The sequence below is a fragment of the Burkholderia sp. D-99 genome, from assembly GCF_011605345.1.
GTDB lineage: Bacteria > Pseudomonadota > Gammaproteobacteria > Burkholderiales > Burkholderiaceae > Burkholderia.
In genome coordinates this window covers 72,579-89,605 of record NZ_JAAOXM010000020.1, presented here as the reverse complement: position 1 = coordinate 89,605, position 17,027 = coordinate 72,579, and the positions used below count along the sequence as shown (strand labels likewise).

Sequence of the window (17,027 nt, the reverse complement as noted above, 5' to 3'; positions counted from 1 at the left end):
CTCGACCGGCCGCAAGGCCAGGGAGCAACGAATGACCGTCAGTGTGCGCAGCTATCTTTCCCCCACCCTGGTCCTGCTGGCCTTCGACTGGCCCGATGCGGCGTCGCGTGCCGATTTCCTCGGCTTCGCGATCCGGCGCACGCCGGGCTTCTGGTCGGCCGACGGCAAGACGCGCGCGCCGGACAGCTGGCTGCCGAACCGCCTGACGTTCGACGGCCCGGCCGCGCACACGCAGGGCGACGCGCCGACCGACCAGGCGCCGATCCAGAAATTCATGTGGTGGGACGCGCGCATCGATCCGCAGGATCGCGGTGCGTCGTTCCGCTACGACGTCTATCCGGTCGTCGGCACGCCGGCGAACCTGCAGGTACTCGACGCGCAAGCCGGCGTGTGCAACGTCGTGCTGCCCGCGCATGTCGAGGACGGCATCGGCACGTGGTTCAACCGCGCGGTGGTCAGCTCGCAGGCATTCGCGAAGCAGGTGGCGGCGCTGGGCCTCGCGCCGAATGCGGCACCGAGCGACGCGCAGGCGCTGAAGCTGCGCACGTGGCTCGCGAACGACATGGAGCAGGTGTTCGCGGAGATGCTCGACCCCGCGTCGCGCGCGGCGTCGGCCGTCTATCACCTGACCGACACGCTGTGGGCGCTGCCCGCATTCGAAGCATTCGGGCGCCAGCACGGCGAAGCGTCGCTCGCGATCGTCTACGACGCGCACACGACGGCGCGCAAGGGCAAGCCGCCGCTGCCGTCGCCGAACCAGCCGGCCGTCGACGCGCTGCAGGGGCTCGCGACGCTCGCGCCGCGCGACAAGACGCACATCATGCACGACAAGTTCATCGTGACCGATGCGGCGTCGAACGCGGTGCCCTCACGCGTGCTGACCGGCTCCGCGAACTTCACGACCGAGGGGCTCACGGAACAGGCGAACGTGCTGCACGCGTTCGATTCGCCCGCGCTTGCCGCGCTGTACAACGATCGCGCGCAGGCGCTGGCCGGGAATCCGTCGATCGCGGAGACGGCGAAGCTGTCGCCGGGCTGGTCGGAGCCGATGACGATCGGCAGTGCACAGGTGCGGCTCGCGTTTTCGCCGGAGCCGGCGGGGCAGCGCACCGAGATCGACACGATCGTCGCCGCGATCGCGGCCGCGAAGCATTCGGTCTCGTTCTGCCTGTTCATGCCGACCGACGCGGCGCTGCGCGATGCGTGCTTCGCGGCCGGCGACCGCGGGCTGATGATGTTCGGCCTGGTGAACAAGATCAACGCAGGCAGCGCGACGAAGGCGGATGCCGAGCAGCAGGCCGGGCAGACGCTCGATGCAGCCACGCTCGCGAACCTCGAGCTGTATCACCGCAGCCGCGACAACCACGACGTGATCGATGCCGCGTATTTCTCGCCGGCCACCGTGCCGGAGGGTTTCGAGCCCGAGCTGCGCCTCTTCCCGGGTGAACCGGCACCGGCCTTTCCGCCCGTCGTGATCCATCACAAGTTCATCGTGATCGATGCCGAAGGCGCAAACCCGGTCGTCTATACGGGCTCGGCGAACATGAGCCGCAATTCCGAGCAGTACAACGACGAGAACCTGCTCGAGATCCGCGACTCGCGGATCTCGGCGATCTATCTCGCGGAATTCCTGCGGCTTTACGAGCACTATCGCGCGCGGGCGCTGGCGATCAATGCGAAGCAGCACGGCACGGGCACGGATACGAGCACGGGTACGCATGCGCGGCTCGCGCTTGCGCCCGATTCGAGCTGGGCGAAGAAGTATTACGTGGCGGGAAGCCCGGAAGAAAAGGCGCGGATCGCACTGGCGTCGACCGCGCCGACGGACTGAGGTACGGCAGAGCGACGGGCGCGGATGTCGCGCGCCCGACGTGAGGCTGGCCGGGAAACCGGCTGCCGCCGCTTATGCGGCGACGTAGCGCAGCACGGCGTCGGCGATCGTGTCGCGATGCCGTGCGCGCAGGCGCGGCGCCGACGGGTCGCGGCCGAACGCGGCGCCGAACGTGTAGCGGTTGGACACGCGGTGGAAGCAGAACGAGCTGATCAGCAGGTGCAGGTCGAACGCGTCGATGTCCTGGCGGAACGCGCCGCTCGCCGCGCCGCGCTCGACCAGTTCCTCGAGCGTCTTGATGATGCTGACGTTGCGGTTCTTGAACGACTTGAGCTGTTCGAGATACTTCGCGCCGTGGATGTTCTCGATCGACACGAGGCGGACGAAGTCGCGATGCTTGTCGTGATAGTCGAACGTGAATTCGACGAGGCGGCGCATGCCTTCACGCGGCTCCATGTCGCCGACGTGCAGTTCCTGCTCGAGTGCGCGGATGTCGCCGTACACCTTCTCCAGCACGGCCTCGTACAGGCCTTCCTTGCTTTCGAAGTAGTAGTAGAGCATCCGCTTCGTCGTGTTGGTACGCTCGGCGATCGCATCGACGCGCGCGCCGGCGAGCCCCATCGCGGAGAATTCCTGCGTGGCGACGTCGAGGATGTTGCGCTTGGTTTGCTCGGGATCGTATTTGCGCCGCGTATCGGACGGAAGCGCGCGGGTGTCGGACGTGGCGGCCTTGCTTCCTGCTTTCATGTGAATTTATTGTGGCTTCGGCGGCTTGGAAAAGCCATTCTAGCATGTGGGAAATCCCCGCCCGGCCGACCTTCCGCTCTAATCGGCAGGGCGGTTTCGGCCGCCGTGGCCGCCGCTCAGCGACGGCAGGATGCGAGCGCGTCGCGCGCCTGGTACGCCGTGTACGTGAGCTGCGCGGCGGCGAGGCCCGCGAGCCCGAACGTGCGCGTGAGCCCGAACGCGTTGAAGCCTTCCGGCACCGGCCGGCCTTCGGCCAGCGCGGCCGCGAGCGCTTCGCCGGCGACCGTGGTCGGCGCCATCCCGTGGCCGCCGAACGCGATCGCGTGCCATACGCCGTCCGCGTCGCGGCCGATCTGCGGCATCTTGTGCCGCGCATAGCTCATCAGCCCGCCCCACGCGTAGTCGACCTTCACGCCTTCCAGTTGCGGATACACGCGCAGCAGGTCGCGCCGCAGCAGGCGGGCGATCGCGTCGGGGCCGCGGTCGAGCACGGAGATCCGGCCGCCCCACAGGATGCGCGTGTCCTTCAGCGGGCGGTAATAGTCGAACGCGAAACGCGTGTCGTAGATCGCGTACGGTGCGTCGATCGCGTCCGGCAGGCGCGCGCCGAGCGGTTCGGTCGCGATCACGTAGGTCGCGATCGGCAGCACCGCGCGCTCGATGCGCGGCGACACGCCGCGCGCATAACCGCCACCGGCGAACACGACGTCCTTCGCGCGCACCGTGCCCTGCGCCGTGCGCACGACGTACCCGGCACCTTCGCGCGCGATGCCGAGCGCGGCCGAGCGTTCGTACACGCGCGCGCCGCCGCGCGATGCGGCCGCCGCGACGCCGAGCACGTACTTGAGCGGATGGAAGTGGAAGGCGTTCGGCTCGAACAGGCCGCCGTAATAGCGCTGCGTCTTCAGCCGCTTGCGCAATGCGTCCGTCGAAACGGGTTCCCAGTCGACGCCGAGTTCGTCCTTCATCAGCGTGCGCACGCTGTCGAGCCGCGAAGGATCGTCGAACCAGTTCGTGAGCATCACGCCCTGGTCGACGATGTCGCAGTCGATGTCGTAGCGTGCGATCCGCGCGCGGATCAGTTCGACCGCATCGACGGTGAGCCGGTACAGCCGGCGCCCTTCGTCGCGGCCGAGCGTGCGCAGCAGGTCGGCGTTGTCGAGACTGTAGCCGCCGAAGACGAAGCCGCCATTGCGGCCCGATGCGCCGAAGCCGACCCGTTCGCTGTCGAGCACAACGACGTCATGCACGCCGCGCTCGACGAGGCCGAGCGCCGTGCACAGGCCGGCGAGGCCGCCGCCGACGATGCAGACCTGCGTGTCGATCGTGCCGGTCAGTTGCGGGTAGGGCTGGCGGGTAACGGTGGCTTCGTAGAAGTTCTGCATGCGATTTCGTTGACTCGTAACGGCGGAAAAACAGGCGGCGCGCGTCGATCTTGCCTGAACGCGCGCGCCGCGTCGAATGGGGGGGCAGCGCACCGGCTGCCGCGCGTGGGCGGCGGCCGGTGCGAAGTCGGCCGATGCGGGCCGCTTCGGACGCTCAGGCGCCCTGCGTCGGGTTGGCCGGACGGGCGACGTAGCCCGCGTAGCCGGTTTCGGCCTGCGGTGTGGTTTCAGGCGTCGCGTTGCGTTCGATCCACGGCGCGATCTCCATGTCTTCGTAGCGCACGAGGCGGCATTTGCGCACGAGCGCGTAGCCGAGCCAGATCGCGAGGAAGAACGGCAGGCCGATGTAGGTCGCGGCGATACCCACCCAGTCGATCTTGTCGGAGAGGAACGCCTGGTAATCCTGGCCGAGCGCGACGACCGCGCACAACGCGAACGCGAACAGCGGGCCGAACGGGAACCACTTCGACCGGTACGGCAGCTGGTCGAGCCGGTAGCCCTGCTTCAGGAACCCCTTGCGGAACCGGTAGTGACTGACCGCGATGCCGAGCCATGTGATGAAGCCGGCCATGCCCGATGTGTTCAGCAGCCACAGGTACACGGTCTTGTCGCCGTACAGCGACGTGAGGAAACACAGCGCGCCGACGGCCGTCGTCGCATACAGCGCGTTGCGCGGCACGCCGCCGCGCGACAGCTTCGCGAAGATCTTCGGCGCGCGGCCTTCGACCGCGAGGTTGTAGAGCATCCGCGTCGACGCGTACATGCCGGAGTTGCCGGCCGACAGCACAGCCGTGAGGATCACCGCGTTCATCACGCCGGCCGCGAATGCGAGGCCCGCGTGGCGGAACACGAGCGTGAACGGGCTCACGCCGATGTCGGTCACGTCGCTTTTCAGCAGGCTCGGGTCGGTGTAGGGAATCAGCACGCCGATCACGAAGATCGCGAACACGTAGAACAGCAGGATCCGCCAGAAGATCTGGCTCACCGCGCGCGGGATCGTCGTGCGCGGGTTTTCCGATTCGCCGGCCGCGACGCCGATCATTTCGGTGCCCTGGAACGAGAAGCCCGCGATCATCGCGACGCCGAGCATCGTCGCCCAGCCGCCGGCGAACGGCGCGTCACCGATCGTGAAGTTGCCCCAGCCCGCGCTCGGGCCGCCCTGCATGATCCCGAAGATCATCAGCAGGCCGACGCCGACGAACGCGAGCACCGTCAGCACCTTGATCAGCGCGAACCAGTATTCGGCTTCGCCGAAGCCGCGCACCGACAACGCATTGAGCGCGAAGATCAAGGTGAGGAACAGCGCGCTCCACCACATGCCCGGTACGTGCGGAAACCAGTAGTTCATCACGAGTTGCGCGGCGACGAGCTCCACCGCGAGCGTCACGGCCCAGCTGTACCAGTAGTTCCAGCCGAGCGCGAAACCGAAGCCTTCGTCGACGAACTTCGCGCCGTAGGTCGCGAACGAGCCCGACACCGGCATGAACGCGGCCATTTCACCGAGGCTCGTCATCAGGAAATAGACCATCAGCCCGATCACCATGTACGCGAGCATCGCGCCGCCGGGGCCGGCCTGCGAGATCGACGCGCCGGACGCGACGAACAGGCCCGTGCCGATCGAGCCGCCGATCGCGATCATTCGCAGATGGCGTGCCTGCAGCGCACGGTGGAGGGACGGCTTCGCGGGCGGCGAGCCGGACGGACGGGGTGAATCGGGGCGGGCATCTGAATGCATGGCGGGCGCTGGGCGCTGTCTCCGGGATTGTTTTTTGGTGACGAAGCGCGACGCGTTGCCGGCCTTGGGCCGGGCAGCGGTGATGCGGTGCGGAAGCGGGCCTGATGAGCCGGATCGCGATGCGTGTCGCCTTCGTCTGGCGTCCGGCTGCAGTCGTGGCGGCCGGCGGCGCGCGGGGTGCGTTGCACCTCGACGTCGCAACGATTGTGTGTGCCCGATGCACGGCCGGCAAACGATATTTCCGCACAGGGTGATGCAGGTTTGTCATCAACTTGCATCGTGTCGCGATGCGTCCGACGGCCCGGCTACGGGCTTTGGAAACGTCCTATATCGGCGCAGAAGCGCGTGGGGTCGGCCTATCGAGTTGTTGCGTTTTCGGAATGAAGTCGTGAGTTAATATCAATAGCGGCCCGACTTGTGGCCACCGACAATGTGTTTCATGGATCGTGCCCTGCGAGGCGGGAGCGCGCCGTCCGGCCGGGCTTCCGGCGGCGGCGCAGCGCGATGCGCCATACGGCGCACCGGGCCCGCCGCGCTGCGCATCCGCTTGCACCGGGCGCGCGAACGCGCTCCAATCGAATCACGCGGGCGGCGCTGCCGCCGCACCGATCAATCTGTCCCTGAAGAGGAAGTGATGCAATTCAACGACATTCTTGCCGCGCTCGATATCGATCTCGCCCAGTGGAAAGGCAATGCGCTGACCGCGCGTTCGCCGCTCGACGGCGCGACGCTCGCGACGCTGGCCGTCGACACGCCCGCCGACGCCGAGCGCAAGATCGACGCCGCGCACGACGCATTCCTCAAGTGGCGCACGGTGCCGGCGCCGGTGCGCGGTGAGTTCGTGCGCGTGTTCGGCAACGTGCTTCGTGAGCACAAGGCCGAACTGGGCCGCCTCGTCACGCTCGAAGCCGGCAAGATCACGTCGGAAGGGCTCGGCGAAGTGCAGGAAATGATCGACATCTGCGATTTCGCGGTCGGCCTGTCGCGCCAGCTCTACGGCCTGACGATCGCGTCGGAGCGCCCGGGTCACCGGATGATGGAAACGTGGCACCCGATCGGCGTGTGCGGCGTGATTTCGGCGTTCAACTTCCCGGTTGCGGTGTGGGCCTGGAATGCGGCGCTCGCGTTCGTGTGCGGCGATTCGGTCGTGTGGAAGCCGTCCGAGAAGACGCCGCTCACCGCGATCGCGTGCCACGTGCTGCTCGAGAAGGCGCTGCGCGAGTTCGAGAAGACGCATCCGGGCGTCGCGCCGAAGGGCCTGAGCCAGCTGGTGCTCGGCATGCGCGACGTCGGCGAGGTGCTGACGGCGTCGAAGAAGGTGCCGGTCGTCAGTGCGACGGGCAGCGTGCGGATGGGCCAGGAAGTCGCGAAGGTGCTGAGCCAGCGTCTCGCGCGCGGCATCCTCGAACTCGGCGGCAACAACGGGATGATCGTCGCGCCGAGCGCGGATCTCGACCTCGTGGTGCGCGCGGTCACGTTCGCGGCGGTCGGCACGGCCGGCCAGCGCTGTACGACGCTGCGCCGCCTGATCGTGCATCGCAGCCTGGTCGAGCAACTGCTGCCGCGCATCGAGAAGGCCTACGTGTCGGTGAAGGTCGGCAACCCGCTCGAAGAAGGCACGCTGGTCGGCCCGCTGGTCGATCGCGCGTCGTTCGATGCGATGCAGAAGGCGCTGGGCGATGCACGTGAGCAGGGCGGCGAGGTGAAGGGCGGCGAGCGCGTCGACGTCGGTCACGCGGATGCGTACTACGTGCGTCCGGCCATCGTGCGGATGCCGAAGCAATCGGCCGTGGTCGAGCGCGAGACGTTCGCACCGATCCTGTACGTGATGGTCTACGACAACTTCGACGACGCGATCGAACTGCATAACGCAGTGCCGCAAGGCCTGTCGTCGGCGATCTTCACGAACGACATGCGCGAGGCCGAGCAGTTCATGTCGGCAGCGGGCAGCGACTGCGGGATCGTCAACGTGAACATCGGCACGAGCGGCGCGGAGATCGGCGGCGCGTTCGGCGGCGAGAAGGAAACGGGCGGCGGCCGCGAGTCGGGTTCGGATGCGTGGAAGGCGTATATGCGCCGCGCGACGAATACGATCAACTACAGCCGGCAGCTGCCGCTGGCGCAGGGTGTGAAGTTCGACGTGTGATGTCGCGCGGTGCGTGTTGCACCGCCTGACGATGAAACGGGCCGGTTGCCGCGATGCGGTGCCGGCCCGTTGTGTTTGGCGCGGCGCAATGCGGTATCGTGCGCGTTGGCGTCGTTTGGCGCCGGTGCTTTTTCGATGACATGCCGGGAGCGGCGCGCGTGCGTGCCGGCCCGGGTTGACGGTGCCGAGATCGTGAACGGAAATGAATGTCTTGCGAGCCTGGCGGGGTTGTCGCTCGTCGGCATGCAGGTTTATGCGTCTTCCTGTTTGCGTCGCTATTGCGACGCGAAAGGAGTGTCGCACGCGGCCATCGATGCGCTCCTGGCTCATCTCGACGCCGTCGCGGGTGCTCGAAGCCTGCCGGAGTGGGAGCGGAAAGGTGCATTGCTCGAACTGAACGGCAGAGGCGATCCCGTTCCGGCAGCCATCGAATCGGCGCTGCCGGATGGCGAGTCGCAGAGATTCGCGGCGCTGGTCGAAGCCGTCGTCGAGGTTGGAATCGTCGATCTGTACGGCGCGAACACCGATCTTCCGCTGGCGTTTCTTCGCAAGGCGATCGCCGTTCTGGAACAGAGTGGGATTCCGCTGCCGCTACCGCCGCGTGCGTGCGTGTGATGCGGCGGACGGTTCGACGTGGTGGCACGGATGATTGCCGGCTAAGCGGCGCATCTGCGCGATCCGAGCGACAACCTGATCACGATTACCTGTCACGAAGACGACGAGGCGAGCGACGAGATCGTCTACGGCTGGGAAGAGACGGTCACGGTCGATTGACCGATCGGGACGGGGACACGAATGGACACGCTCGCGGATCTGATACGAAGCGAATCGCTTTTCTACGCGGACTGCATCGCGTTGAGCCGCACGCGCGTGATCGGCTACACGATTGCTGGTGCGCGACTGGCGCTGGATGATTTGATCGGTATCGACGAATCGGATGTCACCGATGCATTCGAACGATTCTCGATCGAGATCGACGGCGCGATCTATGCAGGCGGCGAGGGCGCGTCGCACGGGTCATACGGATTCTTCTACAAGCGCACGGGAAGCCATGTCGACTGGGTCGTGATGTCGACGACGTCGGACCCGTTCGTCGCCGCCCGGCGTACGGACGGCGCCATCGCATTCGTGACGCAGGCCGGCGATGCATGGGTGGTATCCGCAGACGATGTCGTGAACCTGCGCATCGACCGCGGACGGCCGACCCGACCGTTCAGCGCGACGCCACCCGGCGCGTAGCCTGCATCACTTCTCCGCCGCCGCCGGCATGTTCTGCACGACCAGCATCTGCGGGCTCGACAGCGTGATCCCCGCCGCGCGCAACTGCTTCAGGATCTCGAACAGCAGATCGCTCTTCGTCGAACTCGCGATCCGCGGGCTTGCCACATAACCCGTCACGCTCAGCGTGATTCCGTCCGGCGTGAGCTGGCTGAACGTCACCGACGGCGCCGGCTTCTCGAGGATCGCCTGGTGCTCGCGATATGCATCGAGCAGCAGGTCGCGCACCTGCTCGGGATCGGTGTTCAGCGGGAATGTCAGCACCAGCGTCGCGACGCCCTGCGTGCTGTTGCCCATCGTCACGTTGCGCACGTTCTGCGAGATCAGCTGCGAGTTCGGCACGATCACGGTCGAGCGGTCGCTGAGCTGGATCTCGGTCGCGCGCACGTTGATGCGGCGGATGTCGCCTTCGACGCCCGCGATGCTGACCATGTCGCCCACCTTCACCGGACGCTCGGTCAGCAGGATCAGCCCCGACACGAAGTTCTTCACGATCTCCTGCAGGCCGAAGCCGATACCCACCGACAACGCGCTGACGATCCACGCGAGGTTGTTCCACCGCACGCCGAGCAGCCCGAGCGTCATCAGCACGAGCAGTACGTAGCCGACGTTGGTGAACAGCGTGATCAGCGATACACGCATCCCGGTATCCATGCCGAGCGCGGGCATGAACTCGCTGTCGAGCCAGCGCCGCAGCGAGCGCAACAGGTAGAAGCCGATCGCGAACCCGATGACGGCGTTCAGGATCCGGTCGGGCATGATGTTCAGGCTCTGCAGCCGCTGGCTGCCGATCATCGCGACCGCGCTGTCGAGCAGGTCGCTCGGCGTCGTGCCGAAGCCGCCCGTCAGCAGCGCGATGGCCGCGATCAGCATCAGCAGGCTCGTGCCGAAACCGGACAGCACCGTGCGCGCCTGGTCGAGGTGGCGATCCTCGAGCGCGAACAGGTGCTTGATCTGCTGACCCGTCGCCAGGCTCGACGAGAACAGGCTTTCGCTCGCGTCGCGCGTCAGCTGGATCAGGATGTAGGTCGTGCACAGCACGATCTCGAACCACACGAGCTCGTACGTGATGAAGCGCGCGACCGTGATGTAACCGATCAGGAGTGCGATCAGCGATGCGACGATCGCCAGCGTGACGCCGGCGTGGATCAGCCCCGCGAGCGTTGAGCGCTGCTCGGGTGCCTCGCCCGCCGCCGCGAGCACGCTGCGCGCGCGGTTGGCACGCAACAGCGACGCGCCGACCGTCAGCGTGACGACGAGCGACACGATGCCGCGACCGAACAGCGTGACCGACAGGCTGGTGTCGACGATCCGGTTGATCGATTCGAGCGTGCCGGACACGAGCAGCAGCGCGGCCAGGATGCCGGGGAACGGCTTCATCGCGAGCGCGACGGGATCGGCGAGCGCGGGCAGGCGCCACGACGGATGCTTCGTGCAGAGCAGTGCGCGGCCGAGCCCGGCGATCAGTGCGCAGGTCGCGGCGAGCTTCGCGAACTGGTCCCACAGATCGGTCAGCCCCGACGTGAGGTCGTAACGGCGCGCGACGGCGAGATAAAGGATCTGAACGGCAATGGCGGTCGCCAGCAGGGTCGACAGCGCGATGGATAACGCCAGTGCGCTGCGGCGCAAGCGGGTGGCCGGCAGGCGGTTGACGCAGAGCCAGGCGAGCCCGCGCTCGATGAGCCGGCGGCCGCCCATCCATGCCGCGAACGCGGCGATCAGCAGCAGCACGGTGATCGCCTTTTGTCCGGGCACCCACGACGAGCGCAGCATGTCGTGTATTTCTTCGTCGAAATCTCCGAGCCGCTGGGTGTCGTCCGGCGAAAGATGGAACAGCGGCAGCCAGAACTGCGCGCTGAAAATGCCGCCCGAACGGAATGCGAGCTGGTTCTTCAGCAGGCCGCGATGGAGCTTTGCGAATTGTTCGGCCAGGTTCGTCAGGCCGGTTTTCTGGTCGGCGGCCTGCTTCAGCGCCGCATCGAGCTGCGTCTTGCGCGCGTTCAGCGTGGCCCGTTGCTTCGCGACGGCTGCCGTTTCCGGCGCAGCGCCCTCGGCGGGCGGCGGTCCGAGCACGTCGAGTTGTGCCTGAATCTGGGCGCGTTGCGGCGTGAGATCGCTTTGTAGTTTCACGACGTCGGTGCTCAGCTCCTGCGCCGAGTCGTCGAGCCCGTCCAGCTCCTTGCTGCTCGACGCGGTCGAGGTCTGCTGCTTGATGCGGTCGAGCTCGACCTGCATCTGCTTGAGCTGCGCGACGGCGTCGTTCAGCGAGATGGCCGGCACGGGCGCGCCGACGCCGCTTGCGCCCGGGGCGGAAGCAGCCTCCGGAAACGCCGACGCGGTCGCGATCGCCGCGAACTGCAGCAGCGCGATCAGCGCGATCCGGCGGGCGTACGTGGATAGTCGTTGTATGAACATGAATGCTTACGATTTGCCGACAGTGCCGGGTGCCGAAAGGCAGCCGGAAGCCGGTGATTGGCCCGGTAGCATGTTACCGGGGTGTGGGGCGAACCATTTCCGAATCTGCATCTGTGGCGTCTCCGGGGTAGGCATGCGCGACGGACTACGGGAAATCCCGGTCGCCTTGTTTTACCGGGGGTCTGTCGGCGCGAGTCGCGGCGGAAAGGGCGTGTTTTCTGCAGTCGGTCGGGGCAAGCGGCGGGACAGACGGTTACGACATTTACATAAAGTCGGCGCGCCGATGAGCCGGATAAACGGGGCATGATCTCCGTGAGGGGCCCCGGGGCGGACCGGCGACCGGACATTTTCCGGCTGCGTGGCCGTCGTACAATGCCGCGAGCCGCCGGCAGGTCGTCCGCGGCACGAGACGCGGAAGCCGTCGCCGGGCATCCGAACACGAACAACGACAGGCATCCTGAGAGCGTGGCAGATCAAACACTTCCGGTGGGCACGGCGGACGAACGGGCTGCGCCGTGGCCGACCGATGCCGGTTCGGACGGCATCGAGCCGTTCGGTGACAGTGGCACGCGGCGTATCGGCCGTGCGAACGTCGGACGGCCGGCGCCGGCGGCCGACGCGATGTCGATCCCGAGCAAGCCCGCCGCCGCTTTCCGCCAGGCTCGACATCGACGCGGAGGCGTTTGATGGCGGCTCACCCGCGAAAGATCGAAAGCGTTCTGCGACTCGACACTCACGCCCGATCCGATTATTTCATTCGCAAGATTGCCGACTCTGAAGTCGTCTGGGGTCTGTTCGATACGGGTTGGGCGACCGCGGCCGCGGAGGGGTGCATCGTGATTCCATTCTGGCCCGAGCAGGACTTCGCGGCGATCTGTGCCGGTGACGAATGGGCGGGCTTTCATGCGCAGGCGATTCCTCTCGACGCGTTTCTGTCGCGTTGGTTGCCCGGGATGGGAAGGGATCAAAGGGTATGTGCCGTTTTTCCGACGCCGGAAGACAGCGGGTCGCTTGTATTGCCGCTCGATCTGCTGGCGTCGATCCGCGCGGAGTTGACGCAGTATGAGTAAATTCATGCGCGCCCGTTACCGGTCACGAATCGGGTCGAGAGGGTGGTGCACGGGGTATTCCGTCAATCAATGCGAAGTCATTCACTCGGCGCCCCGGCCGGCCAATGCATTGGATCGTTCTGCATGAACCGGGGCCGGTGGAACATCGCACCGAGGTTCGGGGGCAATGATGGGGTGAGCGCGACGGTCACGTCCGAACCGGATGAGGAAACATGACGAAAATCTGGACCACGGAAGCGGACTATCCGGCAAGCCGAATGGCCCGCTACGACGAGGCCGTGAGCAGGATGGATCGGTTCGAGCTGCAGGCGGCAACGCGCGTCGCTACACCCGTGCCCCTGTCGTTCGAACTGCCGCGAAACGGGCGGTCGAGGATTCGGGATTACGGCGTCATCTGGTCGGACATCCTGGTTCCGCTCGTCAACGAAGCGGTACGTATGGCGATCGAAGCGCGGGTGGATAACGATGATGTGCAGTTCGTCCCGGCAGTGATCAGATCGGGCGGCGAGGCGATTGAAGGCTCGTATTTCCTGCTCAACCCGACGACGACAGTCGACGTGGTCGATCGCGACGCGTCCGAGCCGATCGTGGTGAAAATCCCGGGGTTCCCCGACGCCACGGTCGGTTTCAGAAGGCTGGTCTTGCGCGCCGACTTTCCGGCCAACGGCATGGGCCGACAATGCGACTCCGCGTCATACATCGTCGTCGGCGATCAACTGGCCGATGCGGTACTGCGCGCCGCGAACAAGGGTGTCAGGTTCACCACCGGCATCCCGCCGGTCGGTTGACGCCGGACCGGGCGGCAGTGTCAGGAAGGTTCCGTGTGAGCCATCGAACCGATGCGGGGCGAACAGTACACGTCCCGCTTCGGAATCGCCGTCCGTTGTCGATGATCGGCGATCGTCGGGCTTGTCAGGTGAGGAGCAGCCTATCGTGAGGTATTACGTCCTGTCTCAACGTGCGGCACCGGGATGCCCGGTCGGCATGCTGAATGGCGCGCTGTATGACCGGTACTATCAGGATGCCGCGAGTGTCGGTGTCGGATATTTCCAGTGGTAGGAAAACCTGTCGCGCGGGCCGTGCTTCAGCCGATTGATGTGCTCACGCGCGCCTCGCTAAAATGCGCGAAGCCGCTCGCCAGTTCCCCTCTGCCAGCGCCAAAGACAATCAAGAATCCGGAGACTTGCCACCATGGCATCCACCCAGCCCGACTCGCTCACCGCAGCAGGCGCCGCCCACCCTGCGGCGATCGACCCCGGCTCCATCTCGGCCCGCCTCGACCGCCTGCCGCCCACACGTACCGTCTGGAAGCTCGTCGTCCTGCTCAGCCTCGGCTTCTTCTTTGAGCTCTACGACCTGCTTTATAGCGGCTACGTCGCGCCCGGCCTCGTGAAAAGCGGGATCCTCTCGGCGACGACGCACGGCCTGTTCGGCACCACGGGCGTCGCGAGCTTCATCGCCGCGCTGTTCTCCGGGCTCTTCATCGGCACGATCGCATGCGGCTTTCTCGCCGACCGCTTCGGCCGCCGCGCGATCTTCACGTGGTCGCTGCTGTGGTACACCGCCGCGAACGTCGTAATGGCGTTCCAGGACACCGCCGCCGGGCTGAACTTCTGGCGTTTCGTCGTCGGTCTCGGCCTGGGCGTCGAGATGGTGACGATCGGCACGTACATCTCCGAGCTGGTACCGAAGCAGATCCGCGGCCGCGCATTCGCGTGCGAGCAGGCGGTCGGTTTCGTCGCGGTGCCGGTGGTCGCGTTCCTCGCCTACCTGCTCGTGCCGCATGCACCGTTCGGCCTCGACGGCTGGCGCTGGGTCGTGCTGATCGGTGCGCACGGCGCGCTGTTCGTGTGGTGGATCCGCCGTGAACTGCCGGAAAGCCCGCGCTGGCTCGCGCAGCAGGGCCGGGTCGACGAAGCCGACCGCATCATGCGCGCGCTCGAGGCGAAGGTCGAAGCCGAGTACGGCCGGCCGCTGCCGCCGCCCGCGCCCGCCGAGCCCGTGCCGCCGCGCGGCAGGTTCCGCGACATGTGGGTGCAGCCGTATCGCAGCCGCACGATCATGATGACGATCTTCAACGTGTTCCAGACAGTCGGCTTCTACGGCTTCGCGAACTGGGTGCCGACGCTGCTGATCAAGCAGGGCATCACGATCACGTCGAGCCTGATGTATTCGAGCGTGATCGCACTCGCCGCGCCGATCGGCCCGCTGATCGGCCTCGTGATCGCCGACCGCTTCGAGCGCAAGTCGGTGATCGTCGCGATGGCGGCGGCGATCGTCGTCTGCGGGCTGCTGTTCAGCCAGACGACGGTGGGCGCATTCCTGATCGTGCTCGGCATCGGCCTCACGCTTGCCAGCAACATCATGTCGTACAGCTTCCACGCGTATCAGGCCGAGCTGTTCCCGACGTCGATCCGTGCACGGGCCGTCGGCTTCGTTTATTCGTGGAGCCGCTTCTCGGCGATCTTCTCGTCGTTCGTGATCGCGGCCGTGCTGAAGGGCTTCGGCACCTTCGGCGTGTTCGCGTTCATCGCGGGCGCGATGGTGGTCGTGATGGCCGCGATCGGGCTCATGGGGCCGCGCACGAAGGGCATCGCGCTCGAAACCATCTCGAAGTAGTCAAGGGATGTGCACGCATGTCGCATGGTTAGTGCGGCATGCGTGCAGTGTGATTGCACTGAACAAGCCGCATCTAAAATGATTTGGCATGCGAATCGATGTGGAGAAGACATCGCATCGTAGCGAAAAATACAAGCCTACGGCTCGCATCCCGGTACACGCCAAAACGCCCAAAAAACAAGCTTGCCACGCAACGACAAAGCGAGCGGAAACGAGTTGAAACAAAGCGTGACGAAGCGCAAATCCGCCGTGAAACCGCAGCTTTCGTCGCTGCCGATTCTTGCGCAGACGAGTAGAATGAAACGTCTGACGACTCATTAGCCGCCATCGGACCGTACGCGTTGCATCAGCGATCGGCTCCGCCGCGAAGAGGCGTCGGCGCCGGGCGCACACGATGCGCCGGACGTGTCGATGGCTCGCGCGGAAGATGCGCCGCTCGCAACAGCAGCATGCGGCGGCCGGATCGGCCGATGGCTTCGAACGTATGATGCTTTCCAATCTGACGCGGCGATTTGCGAAGCCGCGTTGCCTTACCCGCGCAGTCGCCACGTATGCATGGCTCGCTGTCGCACTGCCGATTTCCGTTCTTGCCGAGCGGCCTGCCCTTGCCGCGTCCGACGTACCGTCGTCCGCTGCTACGTCATCCTCAGCAGTTGCGTCGCCCGCGTCTTCGGCTTCCCGTGTCCATCCGGCGTCGCCAGCGCATGTATCGTCGGGCGCATCGGCCGTGCAGCCCGCGCCCGCGGCATCGCATGCGCATCATGCGGAACCTGCCAGCGCGGCGTCGGGCGCATCGGCGGCTTCTGCCGCGTCCACTGCAGCGCCTTCGTCGGCGGCTTCCGCCGCGTCGGCTGCCACCCCTGCGTCGGCTGCATCCGCCGTACCGGCCAGCGAGGCAGAGACGCCCGCGCCAACCCCGCCGCGCCAGCATCCGCCGCTATCGGCCGAGGAAGCGAAAAATGCGACGGCGCGCGCGATCGACATGCGCAAGCGCTTCACGCAGGAAGTCACGCGGCGCCTGAACGTGCCGGCAAGCGAGCAGCGTGCCTACGGCCAGCGGCTCCAGGCGGCGCTCACCGACGCGGATCTCGGCGACCTCGCCGGCGAATACGTCGCGGTGGTCGACCGCGCGCCGAACGTGCAGGCGCTTTTCATCTACTTCCGTGCAACGCCGGCCAACGCATGGCTGATGATCGGCGCTTCGCCGGTCGGCACCGGGCTGCCGGGCAAGTATGACCATTTCCTGACGCCGCTCGGCGTGTTCCATCACTCGCCGGACAACATGGATTTCCGCGCGGAAGGCACGACGAACGAGAACGGCATTCGCGGCTACGGCCGCCGCGACATGCGCATCTATGACTTCGGCTGGGTGGACGGCGAACGCGGCTGGGGCAAGGGCGGCGTGTCGCCGATGCGCTTCCAGATGCATGCGACGGATCCCGACCGGCTCGAATCGCTGCTCGGCATCCGGCATTCGAAGGGCTGCGTGCGGATTCCCGCCTCGCTGAACACGTTCTTCGATCGCCACGGTCTGCTCGACGACGACTACCAGGCGCGTGTCGAGGCCGGCAAGTCGCTGTGGGTGCTGCGGCGCGACCGCGACATCACGCCGATCGCGGGCCGCTACCTGGTCGTGATCGACAGCGCGCGCAAGGCCCGCCCGGCCTGGTCGCCGATGCCGGGGCACAAGGCGTGGTCGAAGGTGCCGAAGGGCGGCGACACGGCGGATTGACCGCCGGCCCGCCGGGGGCGGGCGATGCCAGGATGAGAATAAATCCGTTTTATTGATACATAAGAAAAG

General features: G+C 66.4%; 12 protein-coding genes. 8 read left to right on the top strand and 4 right to left on the bottom strand.

The window, feature by feature from the left end; translation table 11 throughout:
• The first annotated feature begins 31 nt into the window (after positions 1–31).
• On the top strand, positions 32–1,831 hold the full coding sequence (locus tag HAV18_RS38195) for a phospholipase D-like domain-containing protein (RefSeq protein WP_166965998.1): 1,800 nt from the start codon (positions 32–34) through the stop codon (positions 1,829–1,831).
• Between the two features lie 72 nt (positions 1,832–1,903).
• Here HAV18_RS38195 and HAV18_RS38190 read toward each other — a convergent pair whose 3' ends face one another.
• From HAV18_RS38190 to HAV18_RS38180, 3 genes are all read right to left on the bottom strand, one after another.
• Positions 1,904–2,578, bottom strand: coding sequence for a TetR family transcriptional regulator (locus tag HAV18_RS38190; protein WP_166965996.1), 675 nt, complete (start codon positions 2,576–2,578; stop codon positions 1,904–1,906).
• A 116-nt stretch (positions 2,579–2,694) separates the two neighbouring features.
• Entirely contained in the window at positions 2,695–3,963 is a 1,269-nt protein-coding gene (locus HAV18_RS38185; RefSeq protein WP_166965994.1) for an FAD-binding oxidoreductase, read from the bottom strand.
• Positions 3,964–4,117: 154 nt separating this feature from the next.
• Positions 4,118–5,698: an amino acid permease gene (locus HAV18_RS38180; protein ID WP_166965992.1), complete on the bottom strand. Its 1,581-nt coding sequence runs from the start codon at positions 5,696–5,698 to the stop codon at positions 4,118–4,120.
• 634 nt (positions 5,699–6,332) lie between these two features.
• Between HAV18_RS38180 and HAV18_RS38175 the strand changes: the two genes are divergently transcribed.
• From HAV18_RS38175 to HAV18_RS38165, 3 genes are all read left to right on the top strand, one after another.
• Positions 6,333–7,844 carry an aldehyde dehydrogenase family protein gene (locus HAV18_RS38175; RefSeq protein ID WP_166965990.1) on the top strand — a complete coding sequence of 504 codons (1,512 nt, stop codon included), beginning with the start codon at positions 6,333–6,335 and terminating at the stop codon, positions 7,842–7,844.
• A 192-nt stretch (positions 7,845–8,036) separates the two neighbouring features.
• Positions 8,037–8,459 (top strand): hypothetical protein, encoded by a 423-nt coding sequence (locus HAV18_RS38170; RefSeq protein WP_208102284.1) that lies wholly within the window; start codon positions 8,037–8,039, stop codon positions 8,457–8,459.
• A gap of 180 nt (positions 8,460–8,639) precedes the next feature.
• Positions 8,640–9,083, top strand: a complete 444-nt coding sequence (locus HAV18_RS38165; protein WP_166965988.1) for a hypothetical protein — start codon at positions 8,640–8,642, stop codon at positions 9,081–9,083.
• Between the two features lie 6 nt (positions 9,084–9,089).
• Here HAV18_RS38165 and HAV18_RS38160 read toward each other — a convergent pair whose 3' ends face one another.
• Entirely contained in the window at positions 9,090–11,537 is a 2,448-nt protein-coding gene (locus HAV18_RS38160; RefSeq protein ID WP_166965986.1) for a DUF3772 domain-containing protein, read from the bottom strand.
• Between the two features lie 686 nt (positions 11,538–12,223).
• Between HAV18_RS38160 and HAV18_RS38155 the strand changes: the two genes are divergently transcribed.
• From HAV18_RS38155 to HAV18_RS38140, 4 genes are all read left to right on the top strand, one after another.
• Positions 12,224–12,607, top strand: coding sequence for a DUF2750 domain-containing protein (locus tag HAV18_RS38155; protein ID WP_166965984.1), 384 nt, complete (start codon positions 12,224–12,226; stop codon positions 12,605–12,607).
• A gap of 212 nt (positions 12,608–12,819) precedes the next feature.
• A complete protein-coding gene (locus HAV18_RS38150; protein WP_166965982.1) occupies positions 12,820–13,395 on the top strand; it encodes an imm11 family protein in 576 nt (191 codons plus the stop codon).
• A 403-nt stretch (positions 13,396–13,798) separates the two neighbouring features.
• A complete protein-coding gene (locus HAV18_RS38145) occupies positions 13,799–15,226 on the top strand; it encodes an MFS transporter (protein ID WP_166965980.1) in 1,428 nt (475 codons plus the stop codon).
• A 394-nt stretch (positions 15,227–15,620) separates the two neighbouring features.
• The gene (locus HAV18_RS38140; protein ID WP_166965979.1) at positions 15,621–16,958 is read left to right on the top strand and encodes a hypothetical protein; all 1,338 of its coding nucleotides are present in this window, start codon (positions 15,621–15,623) and stop codon (positions 16,956–16,958) included.
• Positions 16,959–17,027: the final 69 nt, after the last annotated feature.